The organism is Neopoerus faecalis (assembly GCF_029218125.1).
In the GTDB taxonomy this organism is placed as follows: domain Bacteria; phylum Bacillota; class Clostridia; order Oscillospirales; family Oscillospiraceae; genus Oscillibacter; species Oscillibacter faecalis_A.
Genome location: NZ_JARFXX010000005.1, coordinates 1 through 23,786 on the forward strand (window position 1 = coordinate 1; position 23,786 = coordinate 23,786).

19 protein-coding genes, 1 tRNA gene and 2 pseudogenes are annotated in these 23,786 nt (G+C 50.9%); 17 read left to right on the plus strand and 5 right to left on the minus strand.

Features of this window, described 5'->3' with window-relative positions; genetic code table 11:
• Positions 1-77: 77 nt before the first annotated feature.
• From PY311_RS07190 to mobP3, 4 genes are all read left to right on the plus strand, one after another.
• Entirely contained in the window at positions 78-287 is a 210-nt protein-coding gene (locus tag PY311_RS07190) for a helix-turn-helix transcriptional regulator (RefSeq protein WP_286148002.1), read from the plus strand.
• Positions 284-697, plus strand: coding sequence for a helix-turn-helix domain-containing protein (locus PY311_RS07195; RefSeq protein WP_286148003.1), 414 nt, complete (start codon positions 284-286; stop codon positions 695-697). Before PY311_RS07190 ends, PY311_RS07195 begins: the two co-directional genes overlap by 4 nt.
• Positions 698-1,652: 955 nt before the next feature.
• Positions 1,653-2,066, plus strand: coding sequence for a hypothetical protein (locus PY311_RS07200; RefSeq protein ID WP_286148004.1), 414 nt, complete (start codon positions 1,653-1,655; stop codon positions 2,064-2,066).
• Positions 2,054-4,018 carry a MobP3 family relaxase gene (gene mobP3, locus PY311_RS07205; protein ID WP_286148005.1) on the plus strand — a complete coding sequence of 655 codons (1,965 nt, stop codon included), beginning with the start codon at positions 2,054-2,056 and terminating at the stop codon, positions 4,016-4,018. The genes PY311_RS07200 and mobP3 overlap by 13 nt, the downstream gene beginning before the upstream one ends.
• A 90-nt stretch (positions 4,019-4,108) precedes the next feature.
• Here mobP3 and PY311_RS07210 read toward each other — a convergent pair whose 3' ends face one another.
• Complete coding sequence (locus PY311_RS07210; protein ID WP_491066566.1) at positions 4,109-5,506, minus strand: SLC13 family permease; 1,398 nt, start codon at positions 5,504-5,506, stop codon at positions 4,109-4,111.
• Here PY311_RS07210 and PY311_RS07215 point away from each other — a divergent pair.
• Positions 5,472-6,626, plus strand: a pseudogene (locus PY311_RS07215) (tyrosine-type recombinase/integrase). The gene PY311_RS07210 and the pseudogene PY311_RS07215 overlap by 35 nt on opposite strands.
• 242 nt (positions 6,627-6,868) lie before the next feature.
• On the opposite strand, the gene PY311_RS07220 reads toward PY311_RS07215, so the two are convergent.
• Positions 6,869-6,944, minus strand: a tRNA-Thr gene (locus tag PY311_RS07220).
• Positions 6,945-7,282: 338 nt separating this feature from the next.
• On the opposite strand from PY311_RS07220, the pseudogene PY311_RS07225 reads away from it, so the two are divergent.
• A pseudogene (locus PY311_RS07225) lies at positions 7,283-7,390 on the plus strand (AbrB/MazE/SpoVT family DNA-binding domain-containing protein); the annotation flags it as partial.
• A 535-nt stretch (positions 7,391-7,925) separates the two neighbouring features.
• Here PY311_RS07225 and PY311_RS07230 read toward each other — a convergent pair.
• Positions 7,926-8,285 (minus strand): hypothetical protein, encoded by a 360-nt coding sequence (locus PY311_RS07230; protein WP_286148006.1) that lies wholly within the window; start codon positions 8,283-8,285, stop codon positions 7,926-7,928.
• A gap of 175 nt (positions 8,286-8,460) precedes the next feature.
• On the minus strand, positions 8,461-8,868 hold the full coding sequence (locus tag PY311_RS07235) for a hypothetical protein (RefSeq protein ID WP_286148007.1): 408 nt from the start codon (positions 8,866-8,868) through the stop codon (positions 8,461-8,463).
• Positions 8,869-8,896: 28 nt separating this feature from the next.
• Here PY311_RS07235 and PY311_RS12660 point away from each other — a divergent pair, with 28 nt between their 5' ends.
• The 7 genes from PY311_RS12660 (at position 8,897) to PY311_RS07270 (ending at position 18,440) form a co-directional block, all read left to right on the plus strand.
• Positions 8,897-9,283 carry a helix-turn-helix domain-containing protein gene (locus PY311_RS12660; RefSeq protein WP_350309715.1) on the plus strand — a complete coding sequence of 129 codons (387 nt, stop codon included), beginning with the start codon at positions 8,897-8,899 and terminating at the stop codon, positions 9,281-9,283.
• A gap of 83 nt (positions 9,284-9,366) precedes the next feature.
• Complete coding sequence (locus PY311_RS07245) at positions 9,367-10,665, plus strand: ATP-binding protein (protein ID WP_286148009.1); 1,299 nt, start codon at positions 9,367-9,369, stop codon at positions 10,663-10,665.
• A gap of 20 nt (positions 10,666-10,685) precedes the next feature.
• On the plus strand, positions 10,686-13,547 hold the full coding sequence (locus PY311_RS07250) for a DEAD/DEAH box helicase family protein (RefSeq protein WP_286148010.1): 2,862 nt from the start codon (positions 10,686-10,688) through the stop codon (positions 13,545-13,547).
• Position 13,548: 1 nt separating this feature from the next.
• On the plus strand, positions 13,549-14,409 hold the full coding sequence (locus PY311_RS07255) for a hypothetical protein (protein ID WP_286148011.1): 861 nt from the start codon (positions 13,549-13,551) through the stop codon (positions 14,407-14,409).
• Entirely contained in the window at positions 14,406-14,603 is a 198-nt protein-coding gene (locus tag PY311_RS07260; RefSeq protein WP_187015765.1) for a hypothetical protein, read from the plus strand. Before PY311_RS07255 ends, PY311_RS07260 begins: the two co-directional genes overlap by 4 nt.
• Positions 14,603-16,621: a DNA methyltransferase gene (locus PY311_RS07265; protein ID WP_286148012.1), complete on the plus strand. Its 2,019-nt coding sequence runs from the start codon at positions 14,603-14,605 to the stop codon at positions 16,619-16,621. Before PY311_RS07260 ends, PY311_RS07265 begins: the two co-directional genes overlap by 1 nt.
• Positions 16,622-16,649: 28 nt before the next feature.
• Positions 16,650-18,440 (plus strand): hypothetical protein, encoded by a 1,791-nt coding sequence (locus PY311_RS07270; RefSeq protein ID WP_286148013.1) that lies wholly within the window; start codon positions 16,650-16,652, stop codon positions 18,438-18,440.
• A 22-nt stretch (positions 18,441-18,462) separates the two neighbouring features.
• Here the strand turns inward: PY311_RS07270 and PY311_RS07275 are convergent, their stop codons facing one another.
• Positions 18,463-19,761: a DUF6076 domain-containing protein gene (locus PY311_RS07275; protein WP_286148014.1), complete on the minus strand. Its 1,299-nt coding sequence runs from the start codon at positions 19,759-19,761 to the stop codon at positions 18,463-18,465.
• A 69-nt stretch (positions 19,762-19,830) separates the two neighbouring features.
• Here PY311_RS07275 and PY311_RS07280 point away from each other — a divergent pair, with 69 nt between their 5' ends.
• The 4 genes from PY311_RS07280 to PY311_RS07295 all read left to right on the plus strand — a co-directional run bounded on the left by PY311_RS07280 (position 19,831) and on the right by PY311_RS07295 (position 23,702).
• A complete protein-coding gene (locus PY311_RS07280; protein WP_286148015.1) occupies positions 19,831-20,877 on the plus strand; it encodes an AAA family ATPase in 1,047 nt (348 codons plus the stop codon).
• Positions 20,878-21,623: 746 nt separating this feature from the next.
• A complete protein-coding gene (locus PY311_RS07285; protein WP_286148016.1) occupies positions 21,624-21,929 on the plus strand; it encodes a MobC family plasmid mobilization relaxosome protein in 306 nt (101 codons plus the stop codon).
• Between the two features lie 5 nt (positions 21,930-21,934).
• Positions 21,935-23,389, plus strand: coding sequence for a relaxase/mobilization nuclease domain-containing protein (locus tag PY311_RS07290; protein ID WP_286148017.1), 1,455 nt, complete (start codon positions 21,935-21,937; stop codon positions 23,387-23,389).
• 64 nt (positions 23,390-23,453) lie between these two features.
• On the plus strand, positions 23,454-23,702 hold the full coding sequence (locus PY311_RS07295) for a hypothetical protein (protein WP_286148018.1): 249 nt from the start codon (positions 23,454-23,456) through the stop codon (positions 23,700-23,702).
• Positions 23,703-23,786: the final 84 nt, after the last annotated feature.

The following is a 23,786-nucleotide window of genomic DNA, read 5'->3' on the forward strand; positions in this document are numbered from 1 at the left end:
CCATCTGCAAACAGTCTAACAGAGGGACCTCCGAAACGCAAGTAATTTTTCTCTGAATTCTATTGGAGGTAACGATTTTGAAAATATCGACCTATCACAGCTACGATGAATTGCCGCTGTTCCTCAATGCGGAACTGGTGGCAAAGGTGCTGGGCGTGTCCATCTCCAGTGCCTACGAGCTGATGCACGAAGAAGTATTTCCGTCTGTGCGCGTCGGCAGTCGGTTCGTGGTGCCCAAGGATAAATTCCAACAGTGGGTGGAGCAGCAGACTGGAGGTGCCAGATGAGAACTTGGACAAAGCGCGACCCGGTCAAGAACTATTTTCCTCTGCCCAATGAGATCTATCAGTTGGGCTTGTCTCACGGCGCGATCGTTGTCTACGGTTACCTGCTCCGCATCGAAGACCGCAGAACCTATCAGTGCCATCCCAGCTACGCCACCATCGGCAAGGCGGTGGGCATGAGCCGCAACACCGTGCGGAAGTATGTGCAGGAGTTGGAGGAACGCGGGCTCATCCGCACAGAGCGCACCAGCATCATCACGCGGGACGGCCGCAAGCAAAACGGAAGTCTGCTCTACACGATCCTGCCCATCCAGTTTTCCATCGACCAGTTTTATAAGCGGCAGATGGATGCTGTGGACAGGGCAAAGGAACGGCAGCGAGTGGCAAGACGCATGGAGCAGACCAGCGTGTGAAAACAGCAGATATGTTCTCTGCGTGCTGTTATCATAGGCAACCAAAACCGTGAAGCCCATCAATGCGGCAAGAGAAACAGCAATGGGATCACGCAGCCCAGCGAGGCCGCGACGCCTCGAGACAGCGACGCGCATGAGCGCATCGCTGTCCCGCAGGCTCAGCGTGTCGAAAAAGTCTTTTCTCCCCGCTGAGCAAGTTTTCAGAACTTTATAAAAGTTCTGAAAACTTAGGATTTCAATGGCGCAGGACACCCCTCTTGGGTTTCCCGCGCACACTCTTCCTTTCCGTCGCGGAGAATTTACCACTTTATTGACAGTCTGCGCCTTCGGGAGCACACCCGACCAAGACCCGAAAGCGGCAAAGTTTGCCGTTCTGATACCCGGCCGCGCAGGGTTTCCGAACCGCGCAAAACGCTCCGAGGGTAGTGATAGCGCCCCCATCCAAAACGCCCCGTGTTTCGCCGTGTAAGCCGCTGTGTGCGATCCTGTTGGTGAAGGCAAGTGTGTACCCGCTTTCACCTGTGAAAACGAACGTGAGCCGTTTGTGCCGGAGGTGTTGAAGCCGAACTTTTACCGTGTGCTGTTTCTTGTCGGAAGCGAGGTGGAGATGCCTGCAAGCAATGGTCGTCAAAGAAAACAGGGCTCCCGCCGAAGCCCAGCGAAGCGGGTTCGGTGGGAAGAGGAGACGCAGCGGGATGAGTGAGTTTTCGCCGCTTTCGGCGGAAATGAGGGATATGGAGCTTGCGCCGACGAAAAGCAGGATAAAGGGCTGGCGTCGGAACCGACGCTCTGCCCAATCACTCCTGCCCGCAGTGCGGGCAGTTGACGGAGGTTTCAACGCAGGCGGTTGTGGCGTCTATTCGGAAGATTTTTTGTACGATTGGCGTCTAACGTCCGTGAAAAGCCGATGAATACAGACTTTTCGACGGCGTCTTAGTGAGAAAGAAGGCATTTTATGAGTGATAACAAGGATCGCTTGACCTATCGGCCGGAACCGGAGACCAAGCAAAAAATAGAACGGTGGTATCAGGAAGATAACTGCCGCAGCAAAAACGAGTTCATCGAAAAGGCGGTGAACTGCTACGCGGATATGCTGGCCGCAGGCGAAAGCACCGCGCTGCCCCGTGCGGTGCAATCCGCCATCGACGCGCGGCTGAAACTCTTCGAGGATCGCATCGCGTCGCTGCTCTACAAGCAGGCAGTGGAGATGGACATGGCGATGTCCATCCTCCTGCAAAGCCTCAACGTGAGCGAGGAAGTGCTGCGACAGGAACGGGCCAAGAGCATCGCCGCCGTCAAGCGCACTAACGGTCAGCTGCGGTTGGAGCAGAAGCTCCGTGAGCTGGAGAGCGAAGCATGGCAAGGCTGATTGTCAAAAGTCCGTACATCAAGTGCGGCACTGGGCAAAGCGCTGGCGGGTACCTCAAGTACATCGCGACGCGGGAGCGGGTGGAGATTATCCCGGATGACCGTCCGCCCACCAACAAGCAGACGCAGCTCATCGCGAAATTGGTGAAGGATTTTCCTGACGCAAAAGAGCTGATGGAGTACGAGGACTACAGCTCACACCCGACAAAAGCAACGGCGTCCGCGCTCATCACGCTGGCGCTGGAATCGAATTGGGACAGGCTCTCCTCGATGGATGGCTACGCCAAGTACATCGCCCTGCGGCCCAGAGCGGAGCGGTTGGGGGAACACGGTCTCTTCGGTGACGATGACGATGTGGATTTGAGCAGAGTCATGGATGAACTGGATCACTACACCGGCAATGTGTGGACGCACATCATCTCCCTTCACCGGGAGGATGCGGAGCGGCTTGGCTACAACCACGCGGAGGCGTGGCGCACATTACTGCGTACCCACCGCAATGACATCGCCGCGGCGATGAAGATTCCGCCGGAGGACTTTCACTGGTACGCCGCCTTCCATGACGAAGGGAATCATCCCCATGTCCACATGATGGCGTGGTCGGTGAAAACGAATCAGGCGTACCTGTCCAAAGATGGTATCCAGCAGATCAAGTCCACGCTGACCAACCAGATTTTCCGACAGGAGTTGCTGCACGTCTATGAGCAGAAAAGCAAATCCCGTGATGAGCTGGTACGGGAAGCGCGGCGGACAATGCTGGAACTGGTGCAGACCATGCGGGGGATGACCTGCATCCACCCAGAGGCGGAGCAGATGATCTGGAAACTCTCCAAACAACTCAGCATCGTAGCGGGCAAGAAAACCTACGGCTATCTGCCGAAGCCGATGAAAAAGTTGGTGGATGAGATCGTCGACCAAATGGCGCGGCTGCCCACTGTGGATGCGTGTTACCAGACATGGTGGGAACTGCAATGTCAGGTGGAGGATTACTATTCCGAGGGGAAGAAACGTCTGCGCCCACCGCTGTCTCAGCAAAAGGAGTTCCGCCAGATCAAGAACGCCGTCATCCGTGAGGCGGAGCATATTCGCATGAACAGAATTTCCTTTGAGGACGCGGAAATGCAGGATGACGGCGAGCAGATCAGCGCCTACGCCATGAGCTACGAGTGCCAGAATCTGCAAAGCATGGCGAACGATGACAGTTTCCCTCTGGAGGAACGGGATGAAGCGGCGGAGCAGTTGGAGCAGCTTGCGGAGGATGGTGACGCATACGCCCAATACGTCATCGGCACGGCGTATCGTGACGGCGGACTGCTGATTCACGACATGGTCAAAGCACAAAAGTTCTTGGAACGCGCCGCCGAGCAGGAAATCGATGCGGCGCAGTACGCCCTCGGCAAGCTGTATCTCTCTGATGATGCAGATGTGCACGATCCTGCCAAGGGCATCTATTGGCTGAAACGCTCAGCTGACAGTGGCAACGATTACGCTGCCTACCGGCTGGGCAAGGAATATCTCAGCGGCAAAAATGTGTCAAAAGGCACTTCGACTGCGGCGGAATACCTGCGGCAGGCCGCGGATAACGGCAGCGCCTACGCACAGTATCTGTTGGGCAAGCTGACCCTCATGGGTGAGGGCGTTCCGAAGGACATGGACGCCGCCTACGAATGGTTCGCGGCGGCGCGGGATAACGGCCACGCCTACGCGGAATTTTTCATGAAACGCATGGAGCGCGGCGAACAGGAGCCGCCCTCCGTCCTGCTGGCCTCTACCCGACTGCTCTACCACATGGGCAATATCTTTCGGGACAACGCCCCGGCTCCCGCTGCCAACGGCATCCAAATCGACCGAAAGCGGCTGGCGCAGCTGCGGCAAAAGCGCGTCGCCCTCGGCCACAAGCCGGACGATCACGAGTTGGAACAGCAACAGGGATTTTCAATGAAATTCCATTGATTCCACAGGTTAAAAGACCACACAAAGAGTGTATATCTTGAACTGTTGAAATTAATAAGGATTTTCCCAAAAGATGCTGGCAATAAAGGCTCATCCGTTCAGGAAGGACATGGCCATCAAAAGAATCGTCAAAAAGGTAAAGCTGATCCCAGAAAAAAGAAAAAGAAATTGCTTTCCACCATTAGGAACATGGCGTGTATATTCCCGAAAGGTAATGAGGCTTGCCAGCGAAGCTACCAGCGTTCCTGCGCCGCCCACATTGACGCCAACCAGAAGCCCGCGGGCATCCTGCGTGAAGCGGCTGAGCAAAATGGCGGCAGGGACATTGCTGATGATCTGGCAGGTAAGCGCAGAAATCAGAATGGTTCCGTGGGACAAAAGGCGGGCGAACAGTACCCGAACAGCTTCCATCCGGGCAAGGTTGCCGGAAAAGGTGAAAAAAGCAGCGAAAGTGGCCAGCAATCCCCAATCTACAGTTTTCAGCGCATGACGGTCCAACAGCCAGAGCGCCAGAACGATGACAGCCAAGCCAAGAATGTAGGGTACCAGTCGCAGCACCATGGCAACGGCTAAACAGAATAGTCCACCATAGATAACGGCTCGGCGTGAGTCTACCGTGACCTGTGCTTCCGGCACTGAAAGCTGTTCCTTTGGAAACACTAAGCAGCACAGGAGAATGAGAACAGTAGACAGGATGAATGGCGGCAGCATTGCGGAAAAAAATATTTTCGCGGAAAGGTCATAATAGCTGAAAAGATAGAGATTCTGCGGATTGCCGAAAGGCGTGATCATCCCACAGAGGTTAGCGGCACAGTTTTGCAGAATGAACAGAAGCGCCGTGTGCCTTTCCTGTCCAGTGGAGGAAAGGACAAACCAACCCAGTGGCAGAAAAGTCAACAAGGCGGTATCATTGGTCAGGAGCATAGAGCCGAACATGGTGATAACCACCAGCGCCGTACAAACGCCCCGGACAGTGGAAAAGGTGTGTACCATCCGTTGGGAAAGAGCGGAAAAGATATGCAGATCCCGCAAAGCACCCACCACTGCCAGCACACAAAATAGGCAAGCAAGTGTCTTGAGGTCATAATAACCTAAGTAGTCCCTATCAGGCGGAACAAAAAATGCCGTTACAATTGCAGCCAGTAGTGAAATGACCAGCATGGCATTGGCGTGACACCAAGATTTGATCTTACTCATAAAAAGCCCCTTTGCGTGAAAAGTGTAGAATTCTGTATGGACGCTTCTGCGAAGAAGATAACACATTTTCGAATGATTTACAATGGCACTCCGTTGACCTAAGAAACGCAAAAGGCAGTTCAAAACTCGTGTACATTTTGCACTGCTGGAATCAATAAAAGCATTTTCAAAAAAATCGATTTCTTTGGAAGAATCAGTAGCTTTCCGGCGCAAGGTGTGGTATGTGTTGTGGCTACCAAAGAAAGGAGCGATGCTCATGGCAAAAAAACGTGCAAACGGTGAAGGCAACATTCGCAAACGCGCAGACGGACGTTGGGAGGGATGATACACAGCAGGCTACCACCCTGAAACAGGAAAGCGCATCATCAAAAATGTGCTGGGTAAGACACAGGCGGAATGCAAGGCGAAACTAAAGAAAGCCATTGAGGAAAGCAGAGAATTGGATATCAGCCGCGCAAATGAATATACGGTTGCCACATGGCTGCGGACGTGGTTTGAATTATATGCCAAACCGCATATCCGCCCCTCCACCATGAACTACTACCACAGGAACATCGAACAGCATGTTGCCCCGGCTATCGGAGACATTCCTCTGAACAAGCTTACTACCCGTGACCTGCAAAAGCTCTACAATGACCTACAAAGCAACGGCAGGTTGCGGAAAGTTCAGAAAAAGAAAAAAACCGGACTGAGCAACTCCACTGTGCGAGGCATCCACATGATGCTGCACAATGCCCTTGACCGGGCGGTGAAAGAAAAACGCATCCTCAGCAATCCCACGGAGAACTGCATCATCCCTAAAATTGAAAAACAAGAAATGAAGATCCTCCATCCAGACCACATCAGCGCATACCTTGACGCCGCTGAACGGCGCGGCGCACTCCCAATGTTTTATCTGGAGCTGGTCAGCGGACTGAGAAAGGGCGAACTGGTGGCGCTCCAATGGAGCGATCTTGACGAAGCCAACTGCACCATCTCCGTCAGTAAGCAGGCCAGCTGGGACACAGAGGGAAACCTCATTCTGAGCCAACCCAAAACCGGGAATTCCATCCGAGAGGTGTCCATTCCGCAGGATGCCGTGGAGCTATTGAAGCAGGAGCACACCAAGCACCCGGACAATCCGTGGATGTTCCCGTCCAGCAGAACAGGAGAAATGTACCACCCAGACTCGGTGGTAAACCTTCATAAGAAAATCCTCAAGGATGCGGGACTGGAGCATATCCGCTTTCATGATCTCCGACATACCTTCGCAACGCTGGCACTGCAAAACGGAGTGGATGTCAAAACAGTATCCTCGATGCTGGGCCACTACGATGCGGGTTTCACCCTCCGCACCTACACCCACGCCACGCGGCAGATGCAGCAAAAGGCCGCGGAGAAAATGGGCAGCTTTATGGCACAGATTCGATAAGTCCCACAGGCAAGCAGAGCACCGGAAAGGAAACGGTTTCCTCTCCGGTGCTCTTTGGCTCTTTCCGCACAGTTCGTTGTGTGGGTCACGGTGTGGGTCGGGCCGGTGTTTCAAGACGGTAATTTTTGAAAAGCGTCGAAGAAAAATGCCTTCGGCGTGAGGTGTAACCGCAATTTGTGTGGGTCAAAGCTTTTCTTAAAAGTTATGAAAACAGCGGAAATCATTCGATTTCCGCTGTTTTCTGGAGCTAATGATGTGACTCGAACACACGACCTGCTGATTACGAATCAGCTGCTCTACCGACTGAGCTACATTAGCATATTCACTTTTGGGGTCGCAGACCTGATTCTTACGAATCAGCTGCTCTACCGACTGAGCTACACCAGCTTATGAAATTCTGGGGACTGCGTTTGTTCGCGGTGGAATTTTGAGAAGCTTTGAAAAGTATTGCGCTCCCAAATCTCCACATCAGTGCTAATTACTATAGCATATTTTTTGCGGTGCGTCAACTGCTTTTCTGAAGCACAAACATATTTTTTGTTGATTGGCTTGCTTGCTGCCAAAGAGTTCCAGCCCGCCGGCGGCATAAGGCGGAAATTATGGCAGATACTACTTCCAGTTAGACATAGGAATCGACTGATAAAGGAGTTTGAGATATGAAAGCAACCGGAATCGTGCGGCGCATTGATGACTTGGGCCGGGTGGTCATTCCCAAGGAGATTCGCCGCACCATGCGTATCCGCGAGGGCGACCCGTCACAGATGACATTGGCACCGTGGCAGCGTTTCAGCTTCGCCATGCTGGATCTGGCAAAACGGCAAGGCTGGAACTAATACATAATGTCGGGACGGCCCGACTCATGTCATTTGCATGAGTCAGGCCGTCTTTTACCACCAATATCCAGAATGCTTTGGCGTTTTTTCATCCTTTGCTTTTGCGTGATCTCGTTTTCCCAGAAGCTCATCCTCTCGGGATATGGTCGGATCGTACCAATCCGCTTTTGCGTTTGCCCACTCCTGCCATTCAGAAATATCTTCATCCAGATGGGCTACTTTATATGGGCAAATAATTTGCCATTGCTGCTTTTATTGTACAGATTTCGTTTCAGTTTTGCAAGGTTTCTCCGAAAACATGATTGAGCGGAAGACCACACAACAGCGTAGAACGAGAACCACTTGAAGTTCTGTAAAATACAAATTGAACATTTGCGGTTTACATTAGCGCCGTGGGAGCAGTTTTGTTTCGGAATGATGGATTTAGCCAAGCGGCCGGGGTGGAAACCGCTGTGATCCCGACTACTTATGGAACGAAATGATATTGCACATCCTCATAGGAAAATTCGTAGATCGGTACATCAGGAAATTTTGCACGGATCTCCTCTAAGCTGAAAAAGGACTCGTTGGAAATTCCTTGTTGCCCAAGGGAGTCCGGCCTGCGGAAATCCATATAGCGACTGGCAGAAAACTGACCGTAATGGCTCCGAAATTTTCCACAGAGCCTGCATCTTCCGCCCCATGCATACCCAATAAATTCTCGGATGATAACTTTTTCATATTCGTGTTTGTGATTAGAACGTTGGACACTTTTTGAAGTCTTGGAGGTTTTGGATTTCTTTCTATGACGCACATCCTCATCGTACTCCTGTAAGAATCGCTTCATCGGTCATACCCCCTTATTGGTATCACGGAGAAGTTCTCGTTTGCTCTTTGCTCGGCAGTAGGTCTTTCCACTCTCGATCCGCTTTGTGACCGGACAAAGGCCGTTCCAGGAACCGCGCTGCTTTGTGTAAAAGGCTCGCTGTGCCCGTTTCGCCTGCTTTTTTAATGGGGTCAATTTATTCATGAAGTCCCTCCTTCTGTGGTGCATTAAGTAACTCTTGAAAGCTACGGCAAAAATCAAGATAGCCAGCATGTCCCAAAAGAAGCATCTTAGCCGGCAGTTTTTGAAGGGCGGTCAGAAAAGCCGTTTCGTCACGCTTCCTGACCTTACAGAAAATAACGCAGTAGTCGTTGTCGGTGCGATGGGTTTCCTGTCTAAAATAGACCCGCACTTTCTCCTGAATGAATAGCTGATCCGCAAGATAGTCTTTCGTATCCACAAAAGCATAGTTCCGAAAGAGCAGGGAATGGCTTTCAAGTTGAACAAAGTGCGTGTTGCATAGAACCTCTTGTTGCAATTTCATTACAATTTGGTGAAAATAGTTGTTTTTCTGCTTGAAATTCGCTATGCTAAAATCTCCCACTGGGAAATTCACCAAGGAGGCTGAGAAAATGAGCCTTGTATCGTTTCCGGTCATTGATCCTGCTGCAACAGGCAGAAACATTATGCGCTTGCGTCTGGAGCAAGGGTTGACGGTTCGTGATATACAGGTGTTTTTCGGTTTTGAAGAACCGCAGGCCATCTACAAGTGGCAGAGCGGGAAAAGCCTGCCCACCGTCGATAACCTCTACGCCCTGAGTGCTCTCTTGGATGTACGGATGGATGAGATCTTAGTTGCCGCAAAGCCTGAATTGAAAATTGCAGAAATTGAGCCGCAGGCCGAAGCCTGCGGCTCAATTATATTTATAGTCTGTTTTGTTGGCGCTGTCATTGAACTGCTGGTTGAATTTGATGACAGCATTGTAAATTGGAGAAATACGCAAAATTCCCGAAAGTGAATATTGACTTGCTTTCGGGAGTACAATATAATGAGGTCAAGAAAACTGCGTAATTACGCAAAATTCCCGAGTGAGGTATGGGTATGATTGAACGGAAAAAATATCTGGAACGGCTCATCGCAAGAAAAGAAAACGGTTTAGTGAAGGTCATCACCGGCATCCGGCGGTGTGGAAAGTCCTATCTGCTGTTCAATATCTACAAGAGCTATTTGAAATCCATCGGTGTGGAGGACGAGCAGATCATCTGCCTTGCGCTGGACGATGACGAAAACATCCAGTACCGCAATCCGCTGGAGTTGGGCAAATACATTCGTAGCATGACCACAGATGAGAGCAAGACCTATTATGTGTTCCTCGACGAGATCCAGAAGGTCGTAACCATTCAGAACCCCTATATTCAGGGCGCGGAGGATAAGATCGGCTTTGTGGACGTGGTCCTCGGCCTGATGAGACACGATAATATTGACGTGTATGTGACGGGCAGCAACTCGAAAATGCTGTCCTCGGATATTTTGACCGAATTTCGCGGGCGCGGCGATGAGATCCGGGTCAATCCCCTGTCTTTTGAAGAGTTTTACCATGCCTACGAGGGCGACAAGCGGGACGCTTGGCAGGAGTATTATACTTACGGCGGCCTGCCCCTCGTGATGATGAAAAAGAGCCACGAGGAAAAGGCAAAGTACCTGCAATCCCTGTTTGATAAGATTTATCTTGGCGACATCATCGAACGGAACAAGATCTTGCACGATAAGTCCGTTTTAGATGATATTCTGAACATCATTTCCTCCTCAGTCGGCTCCCTGACCAACGCGGGTAAAATTGCCAAGACCTTCCGCAGCGAGCGGCAGGTCAACATCAGCGATGAGACTGTCAGCCGGTATCTGGAGTTTTTCGTGGATGCCTTTATGATCTACAAGGCAGACCGCTATGATGTGAAGGGCAGAAAATATATCGGCTCGCCGCTGAAGTATTATTTCAGCGATGTGGGCTTGCGAAATGCCAGACTGAATTTCCGCCAGCAGGAAGAAAATCATATCATGGAAAACATCATCTATAATGAACTTCTGTGTCGTGAGTTCAATGTGGATGTGGGCGTAGTGGAGTACTGCTACAAGGATGAGCAGAAAAAGAGCAAGCGCACGCAGTTGGAGATCGACTTTGTGGCAAACAAGGGGAGCCGCCGGTATTATATCCAATCTGCCTTGACCGTGACGGACGAGGAAAAGCGGGCGCAGGAAGTAAACTCCCTCAACCGCGTGGGGGACTCCTTTAAGAAGATCGTGGTGGTGAAGGACAATATCATCCCATGGCACGATGAGAACGGGATCCTGTATGTGGGCATCGAGAAATTCCTGCTGAACGAAACAGCGATGGAACTGTGAGAGGGTAGCGAGGTGTTACTATGTTCTACAAAATGATCGAAGCCAAGCGCAATGAGTGGTTGGCTTCGGAGACCTGCACAGTCAAGGCGGTCATTGACTACATCGTAAAAACCGGGCAAATGCGCGATGCGCAGGTTGAGGCAATCAAAACCTATCTGTTTTTGAAAATCGCGTGTAGCTGCAAGCCTTTAGCGGAGCTGTTCTACGAGGGTGCGTTCAATACGCTGGATCTGGATGATTCGGAGGTATCGCACAGCACCCGTGAATACCTCAAAGTAAACAAAGCTGCTGCGGCACTGTTTGAATACGCCTGCCTCACCAACGATGCAGGAGAGCAGGTCTCTCCCAAGCTGGAACAGCAGATTCGTAAAGCTCCAGAAAGCATTGATTATGGTAAGTTCTTTCGCGACGCCTTTTATGATTTATCTTACACCGACTACCTGTTCAGCCTCCCCATGGGCGCAGGCAAGACCTATCTGATGGCGGCTTTTATCTATCTGGACTTATACTTTGCACGGAATGAGCCGAAAAATTCTGCTTTCGCACATAATTTTATTATCTTTGCGCCCTCCGGCCTGAAGTCCTCCGTTGTCCCCAGTCTGAAAACTATTCAAAACTTTGATCCTACATGGGTCATTCCCGAACCGGCCGCTTCGGAACTCAAGCGCATGATCTCCTTTGAGGTACTGGATCAGAGCAAAACGGCAAAGAAGTCCAACAAGACGAAAAACCCGAATGTGCAGAAAATTGCAAACCATCAGCCGCTGTCGGAGTTGTTCGGTCTGGTTGCCGTCACTAACGCGGAAAAAGTCATTCTCGACCGTATTCAGGAAAGTCAAGGTCAAATCAACCTATTTGAGGAAAGTGATGACGAAAAAGATCGTCAGGCGAATGAGCTGCGCAACCTGATCGGCAAACTCCCCGCTTTGTCTATTTTCATTGACGAGGTACACCACGCTGTCAGCGATGAAATCAAACTGCGGGCTGTTGTCACACGTTGGGCGGAAAATGATACGGTCAATTCAGTCATCGGCTTTTCCGGCACGCCGTATCTGGAAAAAGCAGAGAAAATCACCGTGGTGGACAATCTGTCAGTCGCCACAGCGGAGATCACAAATATCGTGTATTACTACCCGCTCATTAACGGTGTTGGAAATTTTCTCAAGCGTCCGGTGGTGAAGATCGCGGAGTTTGCGGACAGCAGCCGTATCATTGAAGCCGGTGTGCGTGAATTTTTTGAAACCTACAAGGATACCGTCTATGCCAATGGCACAGTCGCAAAGCTGGGCATCTACTGCGGAACCATTGAAAAGCTGGAAGAACTTGTTTACCCGCTTGTCGCAAAAATCGCCGCGGAATGCGGCTTTGGCAGCGACACCATTCTCAAGTTCCACAAGGGCAATAAGCAGTATCCCCAGCCTACCGACAGCCAGATGCAGTTTGATTCACTGGATAAAGCAATTTCTAAAATCCGCGTTGTTTTGCTGGTTCAAATCGGCAAGGAGGGCTGGGACTGCCGCAGCCTGACGGGGATCATCCTCTCGCAGGAGGGCGACTGCCCGAAGAATATGGTGCTGCAAACCTCCTGCCGATGCCTTCGTCAGGGGGATAAGAACGCGCCGGAAACGGCACTCATCTACCTGAACGACAGCAACGCGGACAAGCTCAATGCTCAACTCCAACAGCAGCACCGCATTTCTCTGAAAGAATTCACCGAGGCCAGCCACGGTAAAACTGAAATCAAGCGGTATGACCGCACCGCTTACTTAAAGTTGCCCAAAATTGATTTCTACCAGTTCAAAGTCAATTACGAAACCCAGACCGAGGAACCTGCCGCTCCGGAATCAAAGATCCCTGTTGCCGCAGACGAAGCGAAGGTGTCTGGTGACATTATCAAGACCACCGACCTGACTATGGAGACTCAGGACATCAAGGTGGATGATACTGAGCGCGGCACAGAACAGGCGACCTTTGCCACGTGGCTGCTTCGTATTGTCAAGGGCAGCTTTGGTTCACTGACCATGCAGGAATTAAGCCGCTACAGCGATTTGCTGCGGGAGGTCTATTTGACCGTGACCTACGAGCGCGACGGCGTTCGTTACTACAGTTCCCGCTACGACCATGCTATGGTGGAAGCAAATATCCGAAAGGCGTTCTGCGAAAAGCGCACCTTCCACACAAAGGAAGAGCTGATTCCCGAGGAAGCCAGCCTGCTGAATATCGCAAATTTCACTCCCACAGTCCACACAGAGAAACCGGACGATTACTACCCCGCACAGGACTTGGTAGAACGCATCATTCTGGATGATAAAGGTAAGTTGAAAGTCAGCGCAAAAGAGCAGGCCATGATGGAGTTGGCAGAGGAAACCGGAAATACCGCCATTTTGGAGATGCTTCGCAAGCAAAATTCGTCCCATCCGCAAAAAGACCGCACCTTCCACTATCTGCCCTATCACACAGACAGCGGCTTTGAGCAGACTTTCCTCAAAGAAGTCCTGACCTTTGATGAGGTTGAGCGTCTTGGCTTGGAGGTCTACTACAACGGCGACCGTGCCATGACGGAATTTAAGATCAAGTGCTATCAGCGCCTGAACGGTGGCTGGCGATATATTGGAATGTACACGCCGGACTTCCTCGTTCTCCAGCGCAAAGATAGTAAAATTCACAAGGCCATTATCGTGGAAACCAAGGGCTGTATTTATGCCAATGACCCTGCGTTCAAGGATAAGCGGACTTTTATGGAAATGGAGTTCTCCCGCTATAACAATCAGGCGTTCGGCTATGAGCGATTTGAGTATCTCTATCTGGAGGATACTCTGGCAGATGCGGAACGTATCAGACAAACACATGAGAAAATCTGCGGTTTTTTTGAAGGAGTATAGTATGGATTTTTTAGACTATAGAGAAAAATTAGGGATTGGATGCTATGATGGGGAGAAATTCACCTTTTTCCTCACAAAAATATTTAACTTCTTAAACGGAATTTCCGAAGAGACACACTCAGGATGTGTTACAAGTAGTGAGTATTTTTCTTTCTGCAACTTAACAGGTTCTCGGTATAATCAGCAGCTTTCTGCTGACTATCATAATCGGGAGCGTTTCAACGAGTGTTTAACCATATTAAATCGACACCGCAACAGGTTAGAAGAGTTTTTGGCTTATTATATTGCCTTCACAAATTCAATAGAACCTCAAAAGGCTCTTCCCTCAAATTGGACAAGAGCGCATTTTGCGAACTTATTAGTCCAAATGTTAACCGAATCGCACATTCCGGTTGAGTTGATAAAGAATGACGATGAATACTTTGCTTTCCCCAAAGGCGCAAAAGAATTGGATGATGCGCTTGTTTCTGAGCCGTTAGAGTGGTTAGCTGATTATCCTGAGTCGCGCAAGGCATTTGTAAAAGCTCTAAAAGAATATTCAGAAACAACTTCGGATAACGCCAGCGATATTGCAGACAAATTTCGCAAAACCTTGGAAAACTTTTTCCAAGAGTTTTTTGGAGGCAACAAGTCACTCGAAAACTACAAAAATACATATGGGACATATTTGAAAAGCCAAGGAGTTCCTAAAGAAGTAAGTGGAAATTTTGAAACATTGCTTCAAGCATATACAAGCTTTATGAACAACTACGCAAAGCATCGAGATGCCACAAGCAACAGACTTCTGGAATACCTTATGTATCAAACAGGTAACATCATTCGTCTCCTGATCACATTAAAACAAGGGGCGGACAAACAATGAATATCAGACCTACAGTAGATTTTGATGACAAATATCTGAATGCAAAGTGTAAAGTGATTGAATGTATTAAAGCGCTGAATCAACTAACTCCGGAACAAAACCAGCAACTGGCTCGAGAATGTTTTGCCTCTATGGGGATGGCAATGTCACTTGAACAGTTCATACACCACATGGAGAATGGAGGACAAGGATAATGCCCATTAAATACATTCCCTTCATTCCAGAACCCGTGGAGGGGCAGGCGGTGCTGGGAAATTTCAACCGCATTCTGCGCTACAAGGGCGCGGACGAACTGTCCATGACGCTCCAGCGGGGAATGCCCCTGTACGAGATGGAGAAGCAGGAGACCGTGGGCGAGAACACCGGTGGCAACATGGTCATTCGCGGCGAATGCGTGTCTGCCTGCGCCTATTTGAAAGAGCAGGGCATTCAGGTTGACTTGGTCTACATCGACCCGCCCTTTGCCAGCGGCGCGGACTACGCCAAAAAGGTCTATATCCGCCGCAATCCCAAGGTTGCCGAGGCCATCGCGCAGGCGGAGCGGGAGCTGGATGTGGACGAGCTGAAAGCCTTTGAGGAAAAGATGTACGGCGATGTCTGGGATAAAGAAAAGTACCTGAGCTGGATGTACGAAAACCTCATGGCGATCAAGGGCGTCATGAGTGAAACGGCATCGATCTATGTGCATCTGGATTGGCATATCGGGCACTATGTAAAAATTCTGATGGATGAAGTGTTTGGTGAGGATAATTTTAGAAATGAAATCACATGGGTACGTACCGCTTCGCATAATGACAGCACACAAAATTATAGCCGAGTAAAGGATAGTATTTTTTTCTATTCATTCTCTGACACATATACCTTTAACATTCAGTATACGCCTTATACTGAAGCCTACATTGCTGATGAGTGGGCGAAAGCACCGTCGGGCAGATATTATAAGTTTGAAAACATGCTTGACCCCCAGAATAAGATGGTCGCATACGACTTTCATGGTACAGTAGCCCGCTGGCGCACAGTTCCGGAGAAGTTTGAAGAATTATGGAACGCGCCACAGACAGAAGTTCCGAATAGTCACGGAAGAATCCGCCTCGGAAAAAACGGAAAGCCGATCAAACGATGCAGAATTGTTTTTATGGATGAACTCCCAGGGGTTCCCCTCAATGACAATTGGTCGGACATTGCATATGTGGCGGGACGTGCAACAGAGGCGGTAAATTACTCTACGCAAAAGCCGGAAACGTTGCTTGAACGTATCCTAAAAAGTTCGTCCAATGAAGGAATGGTTGTTGCCGACTTCTTTGGCGGCAGCGGCGTGACTGCCGCCGTTGCCAACAAGCTGGGGCGGCGCTTTATCCACTGCGACATCGGGCTCAACTCCATCCAGACCGCCCGCGACCGCCTCGTTACTGATGGCGCGGAATTTGATGTACTGGAGATCAAGGACGGCGTACAGCTTTACCGCAACCCCGTTCAGACGATGGATAAGATCAAGTCCCTCATTCCCGGTCTAAAAAACGAGGACGATTTGGACTCCTTCTGGGAGGGAGCCATCTCTGACAGCAAGCTGGGCATGATTCCTGTCTATGTGCCGAACCTGATGGACAGCAGCTCCAAGCTGCTGGATGTGGTGCTGATGAACCGCATTCTCCATCAGGCCATCCCTGACTTGGATAGTAATGTGAAAAAGGTCATCGTGTATTACATCGACATCACCGACGAGGATGAAATTCGCCGCTTTATCGCCGCGGACGACAGTACCACCGTGGAGATTGAACTGCGCGACCTGAAAACGGTGTTGGACGATGTGGCCATTGGGGACGAGGCATCGTTCCATTGCACAGAAGTCCATGATGACCTCTTCGGCGGCTGGCAGGTGGTGATCGACAGCTTCGTCAGTGACCGCGTGCTGCAAAAGATCACGGAGTTCAACAACAAAGCCCGCATGAACGCCTCGCCCAAGAAGCCCTTCAAGCCCATTGAAATCAGCGAGGAGGGGCTGGAACTGATCGAGTATCTGAGCCTTGACTGCACCGCCGCTGACGGAGCGTGGCACTCCGACAGCGAGATCAAGATCGACAAGCTGGGTTATGTCATCCGCAACGGCGAGAAAACCAAGGAGTTCTGGGACGGAGCTATCCGCAGCGAAAAGAAACCGGTTAGATTGAAGATCCGTAACATCTGCGGAGATGAAACCATGTGGGAGATTTGATAACAGGCATATAAGAGGTGGCAAAGATATGGAAGAGAAGCCTAATACTTCTGTTATAGAAATGTACTCAATCAACAAACTGACAGATGCTGTTTTAAGGACAGGCGTCATCGAACCCGACATTCATGAAAACGATAAAACACCCTCGTGGGATGGGGAAATGAGACTATATCACTCAAGTGAATTTAATAAATCCAATTTAGCGGGGCGGATTCCTGTCCAAGTCAAGGGCACTTGGGTTGAACGCTTTCAAAAAAACAAGGCAACATTTCAAGCTGAGGTCAGTGATTTACGTAATTATCTAAATGATGGTGGTGTTATCTTTTTCCTTATCCAAAGCAAGAATTATGATGATTACAAAATTTATTATACTTCGCTTTTGCCATTTGACCTCAGACGCATATTGGATTCGGCTGGTTCGCAGAAAACCAAGCAGATAAAATTGGATTTATTCCCGCACAGATATAAAGATGGCATAATACGAGTTTGCTATGATTTTTTGACAAATAAGCGGAAGCAAGCCAGTTTACTTCCCGATGTTTGCTCTGTTCAGGATTTGAAAAAAACATCATTAGAAATCGATAAATTGCAGTTCTCTGTGCCAAGTATCGGCTTAAAAAACAGAGATGACCTTTTTGAAGAATTATTGAGCCATCCCCAATACATCTATGCGAAACCGAAAAATATTGACCTTGCTTTTGCTGTAGATAAGATATATCCTCAAAAAATTATAACAAGACAAAAGAACGAAATAGTTGTGAATGGAGAAGTTTTGTATGACCACATAGATGTCATTCGAGCGCCAAATAAGAAACGGCATTTTGAACTTGGTAGCGATATTACAATCACCGCAAATAATCATCATTTTAATGTGAACTATAAATTCCAAGGAACGCTACAAGAACAAATCCGAGAAATGAAACTCATATCAGCAATGATGCAAAAACAACCCATTTACATCGGTAAGGTTTTAATGCCTGTCTTTTCTTCTCTCGATTTTCATGGACATACGCTGGACGAGGTTTCGAATCGTTTGTCCGCTCTCCTGCGCGCAGATGCCACATTGAAGAAACTCCATGTCCAAAAAGATTTATCATTGGGAAGTCTAACAGATAAAGAAACAAGTAATCTCAATTACCTCGTAGATGGTATATTGGATGGTTCTACAGTTCCTTTGAAGTGTTCGGAGCAACCCGCTGTTGGGAAAATTTCAATAGGGAATATATCACTTCTGCTTGTGCTGAAAAAGGCGGATAATGAAACAGGCTGCTTCATTCGTAACTTCTTTGAAATTGACGATCTGGTTTTAGCGGGAAAAGATGATTCACCTGAACATGGAACAAGAGTAAGCCCTTACGTTCTCGTGACGGCCGAACAGCTTGAAACAATAGATAATGCAGACCTATCAGAAATTGTTCCATCAATACAAAAACAGCCGTATTCCGCTGTATATGGGGAACATATTATCTTGCTTATTCTGGAACTTTTGAAATTATATGACAGGAGAAAAGATACTACCATCTTAGATGTAGTAATTCAGTTGCTTGACTTTTTGAGTGAAAAGGATTCTTCGCAAGTGGATCTATATCAAATTAATCGTTTGCAGACAGAGAAGCGTCGTCGGAAATTGAATCCAGAAGAAATCCAGTACCTTTCATCCATGAAAACCAAGGGAATCCCTGCGCAATATCAGTTAGCCGCCAATATTCTTTTGGAGAGTTTTTATGAGGCTCATTTAATTTATGACCGGCTCTGCCCAGAAGAAAAAGAGGTATTTGCATCATATCCTATTATGAATCTTTGGAAAAGTAAGGACTGAGGGAGTAAAACTCCCTCAGTCCTTACTTTTTATACTTCTCCCTTAAGCTCCCATGCCCGCCGCGGTCGATATCCGCCTGTTCCTCCGGCGTCCAAACCTTCCATTCCGCATTCTCTTCTCTCAAGTCCAGCAGCATGAAGCCCTTGTAGTTTGTGGCTGGATCAAAGTCCAGATTTCCCTTGATATGCTGCCGCCATGCCGTGCTGTCCGGCTCTGGCAGAGACACCTGCTCGACCTCATAGGTTTCCAGTTCTCCAAAGGTATCGATTCCCCGCAGGAAATCCGATGCGGAAATTTTTCCTTTGAGATACTGTCCTCTTACCTTGACTGCTGCCCTGATCCATTCCTGATAGCGGGTATCGCTCACAGGCTTCAGCCGTTCCCGCTGGTCTGGCGGAGCGTCCTCATAACGGTTCCGCCGTTCTTCCATTCTATGTCGCAGAGCATTGTATATCCGCAGTGCCTCATCCAATGCCGCACCATCCTTGCCCTTGAGCTTTGGCCCCAGCGCCTTGCAGGACAGTCCGTCGATCACACGGTCGCAGTAATGCGTTTCTGCAGAGGTCTTTGGAATAAAATACTGCCAGCAGCACTCACACCGTGCGATGCGCTTTTTCTTCTGGCGGAAATAAAGCTGCAATTCCAGCAGGTACAATTCAAAGGTGCTTTCAACCGTGTACCGCAACCGATGTCCGAATGGCATCGGCCTGCACGGAAAGAACTGGTGCATCAACGCAGGGTATGCTTCCTCCAATGCTCCATACCGCTCCCACTGCGCGGCGCGTTCATAGTCGGCAAATCCAATCTCCAGCAGATTTCGAATACGCAGCTGCGCCCTGCACGGCTCGTCCAGCGCACAAAGAACTGCGGCACCTTTCTCGGACGGAAAAATCGGCGAACCATTGTCCTGCATTGCCATTGCGTCCTGAAGATGTTCAGCGGCATAAAAAGCGGAGATGGTATCGATCTTCATGATCCAATCAGGCAAGTCGCCGATCTGCTTTTCAAAATCCTCATAGTCCGAATAGGGAACATCCATGCGTTCCAAAAACAGAGGATGCTCCGTCCAGAGCCGCTGGATCACGGCATGGTATTCCGCAAAATCCAGAGAAGTAAACCGAACCAGTTCCTCCGCTGGCGTTCGACCCCTGAGTTCTTCTACACACCCATCCTTGCCAACCAATAAAATATCGATGTTCTCTCCGGTATCTGTTTCCAAAAAGATGCCGGAGATATTCTTTTCGGGAGCGGTCAACTTGGGGTCACGCAGTCCGAGCTGTAGTTGCAAGTCTTGGAAAAATCTCGAAAACCACTCTTCCATGTAAAAACCATCTCCCTTCCTTTACAGTATCAGTATACCACATTGACAAACCGGAAAGGAGAAATTTTTATGAACCGACTGCAAACCATTGACGCGGACACGCTGCAAAGCACCGCTTACGAGCCGGCCTCCTTCGTGGTCGACGATCTGCTCCCGCAAGGGCTGCACCTGCTGGCAGGCGCGCCGAAGATCGGCAAATCGTGGCTGGCGCTGTGGCTGTGTCTCTGCGCCGCGCAGGGCAAACCGCTCTGGACGTTCGCCACACGGCCATGCGAGGTGCTGTACCTCTGTCTGGAGGACAGCTTCCAGCGTATCCAGAGCCGCCTCTTTGATCTCACAGAGGACGCACCGCCCACGCTGCACTTCGCCGTCATGTCCCAGCAGCTCCACAATGGGCTGGTGGAACAGATCGAGCAATTCTTGAAGGAGCATCCGCAGACCAGGCTCATCGTCATCGACACGCTCCAGCGCATCCGCACCGTGGGCAATGACGCGAATCCCTATGCCAGTGACTATCGGGACATCGGCGTTCTGAAAGCGCTGGCGGACAAGCACCGCATCGCCATTCTGCTGGTGCACCATCTGCGGAAGATGAATGACGATGATCCCATGAACATGATTTCCGGCACCACCGGACTCAGCGGTGCCACCGACAGCAACTTCGTCCTCCGCAAGAGTAAGCGCAGGGAGAACACCGCCACGCTCTACTGCACCGGGCGGGACATCCCCTACCGGGAACTGGCGCTGGAGTTCGACGGTGAGGATCATGGCTGGAAGCTGCTGTCAGACGACTGCGAACAGACGGAGCAGCCCAGTGAACGGATTCTTTTTCTTCTCTCTGAACTGCTGCGCCGGCAGCCGGAGATCAGCGCCCCTGCCAAGGTGCTACTGGAAAAGATCGACCCTGCCGGTGCGGAGTGGCTGACCCCCAACAGCTTCTCCCACCGAATCCGCAAAAGCGTTGACGCTCTAAGGAGAAACGGCATTACGGTGTCCTTCCGCAAGAGCAACGGCGACCGTCTGATCTGCCTGAAAAGGGCCGATGGTGTCGATGATCCCGCTGCCGGAAACATCGTCACCATCGACCCTGATAACCCGCCGTGTTTCGGCGTGTGAGCCGCTGTGTGCGCGGTTGGGGGCTGGGGTGGCGTGTGTACCCGCTGAGGGGATCTTCAGCCCACACAGGGCGAATTCCGGGACGGCATAAAAACGGCAAATAAGCCGCCGTGACCCGCGGGCGTCCAGCGTTTCAACGGCATGAAGCACACACCGAGGGTAGTGATACCGCCCCACGCATAGAGGTGCCAAAAAAGCACTGTGTGCGGGAGGGAACAGCTCGTCCGTCGGTGCAGAGCACCCGCTCTGAGAAAGCCGTTTTTTCTGCTGAAATAAACCCCGTGCCGGGTTGTTCCGACACAGCCACAGCAACCGGAGGGTAAGTGATACCACCCCCACACAGAAATGTAAAAAATATAACACGGGAGTTTTTATCACCTCCCCCAACAGGGCTCCCGCCGAAACCCAGCGAAGCGGTTTCGGTGGGAAGAGGACGAGCGACAGAGAGCGCGAGTCCTGCCGCTTGCGGCGGGACGAGGGATTCGTCGTCCGCTCGGACGACGGCCAGCATCGCATTTGTCTGGTCTGCGGCGAAGCCGCTGCCCTGCCAAATGCACTGGGCGGGGCATGGCCCCACACCCCATTTCCGGGCGGAAGCCCACACCCACTCAAAGCTGCGAGCGTTTCTGCGGAAACGCTTTTACCCACCTCCGGCGGCGCAGCTTCAAAGGGGGACCAGTCCCCCTTTGAGGAACCCCCAGCTCTCCGAGGGGACGAGAGAAATCATTTCAGAAAGGTCACTGATTGTGAAAAAAGATATCAAATTCAGCACGCGCATGGCGTCCGCTGACCGTGAGAAGATCAGGGCGCTGGCGGCGAAGGCCCACATGTCCATGAGCGGCTACGTCACCGCCTGCTGTCTCGGCAAGCGGATCGTGGTCATCGACGAGCAAAAAGAACTGCTCCGCCAGCTCAAGGGCATCGGCAGCAACATCAACCGCCTCACCGTCCTCGCCAACATGGGCAAGGTGCAGGTCATCGGTCTGGAAAAAGCTGCCGGTGAGCTGTCCGAGGTCAGCGCCGCGTTGCGATCAGTCATGGAAGGGCGGTGAGCCGTATGGCCATCGTACATTTTGTGGACTACAAACGGGGCACACAGTCCCGCGCCGCCATGCGCGGCGTGATGCTCTACGTCATGCTGGAAAAGAAAACCGCATGGGAGGGCGGGCCGCTCGTCAGCGGCATCAACTGCCAGCCGCAGAGCGTCTACGATGATTTCCTGAGCACCAAGCTGCTCTACCACAAGGACGGCGGCGTGATGTTCTACCACATGGTGCAGAGCTTTCCGAAGGGCGCGGCGGTCGATCCCCGGCAGGCTCACGAAGCCGCGCGGCAGCTGGCAGAATACTTTGACGGCTGCGAGGTGCTGGTCTGTACCCACGTAGACCGGGAACATATCCACTCCCACTGCGTCATCAACTCCGTCAATTTCGACACCGGCAAAAAGCTGCACATGGCGAAGGAACAACTGCAGGAGCTGATGCAGCGCAACGACGTGATCTGTCCGGAGATGGGTCTACCGGTTTTTGAGCCGACCGCGCAGCAGGCCCGCGGCATGAGCGGCGCGGAATATCACACGGCTCTGAAGGGCCAAAGCTGGAAGCTGTGGCTCATGAACACCATCGATGCGTGCATGAAATACGCCGCCGACAAGGACACCTTCGTTTCCCTGATGGCATCCGAGGGCTACGCGGTGTGCTGGGAGAGCACCCGCAAGTACATCACCTACACCACGCCGGACGGACTAAAGTGCCGTGACAGCAAACTACACAAAGAAAAGTATTGCAAGGAGGCCATGGAGCATGAATTCAGAATACGAGCAAAGCTCGTCCAGAGAAAATTCCATCGAGCAGAGGAAACCGATGGAGGAATTGAAGCGGATGAACCAGCCGAACAGCGCACCGCAGCAAGCAGCGCAGCCGATGCAGCCCATCGTGATCCAGTGCGATTTGCCGCAGGCGATGAGCAAGCTGGCGGAGCAGGCAGACAGAATAAACTGGGAGCTGGAGGAAATTCGGAAAGCACTGCCGGAGTTGAAACCGCGCACCGACCTGACGCCGGTGCAGAAGTCGCTCACGGAGATGCAGAGATCGCTGACAGAGATGAACAAACTGCTGGAACGGGTTGGGAACCTGAGCGAGAAGTATTCCTCCAAGTGGATCGACTGGCTCCCGGACTTCAGCCTGCTGGTGGCCCTCAAGCGGATCATGCTGGTGCTGATCCTTGGCACGGCGACACTGGCGGGTTGGTATGGCGCGGCGGCGATCCGCGGCCTGTTTCTCTGATGCCCGCCGTGGCCGGACTGGCTGCCGTGGGGACATTGATGGACGAGGATGAGGACACCGAGGAAAAACAGCGGCGCATGGAGGCGAAGATCGCCGCCGAAAACCTCGGCGCGGTGATCGGCTTCGCCGCAGGCGCGGCCATGGCTGTGAAAGAAAAATTGGATGAACAGGCTGCGCGGGAAGAACAGAAAAAGCAACAGCATGAGCAAACGATGGGAGGACTATGACGGCAGACATCGGGTATAAAGTCTTGAAAGCAGAGGAAACTATTGGAAAAGGAGCGTGATGCATTTGGAAATCAATGTCCATGATGACCGTAAGATCGTAGAGATATGGCTCAGCCATTCGGAACAGGCAGATGCCGCTTTGCGTGAACAGCTCCGTCCAATCTATCAGGAATACAACGGCAAAAAATACACCGTGGCAGTCTTTCAGTCCGGCACGGAAGATCTGTATGAGCAGACCCATCAGCTCCTGCTCTACAATCGAAACCATGCGGCAGAGTTGGAAGCGAAACAGCAGACACCGGTGATGGAATGAAAGGCGCAAGCGGTATCGGTACTGACCGATACCGCTTAGTCAAACCGGCAAAACGAAATGCGATTTGCGGTTGCTTTTATAAAA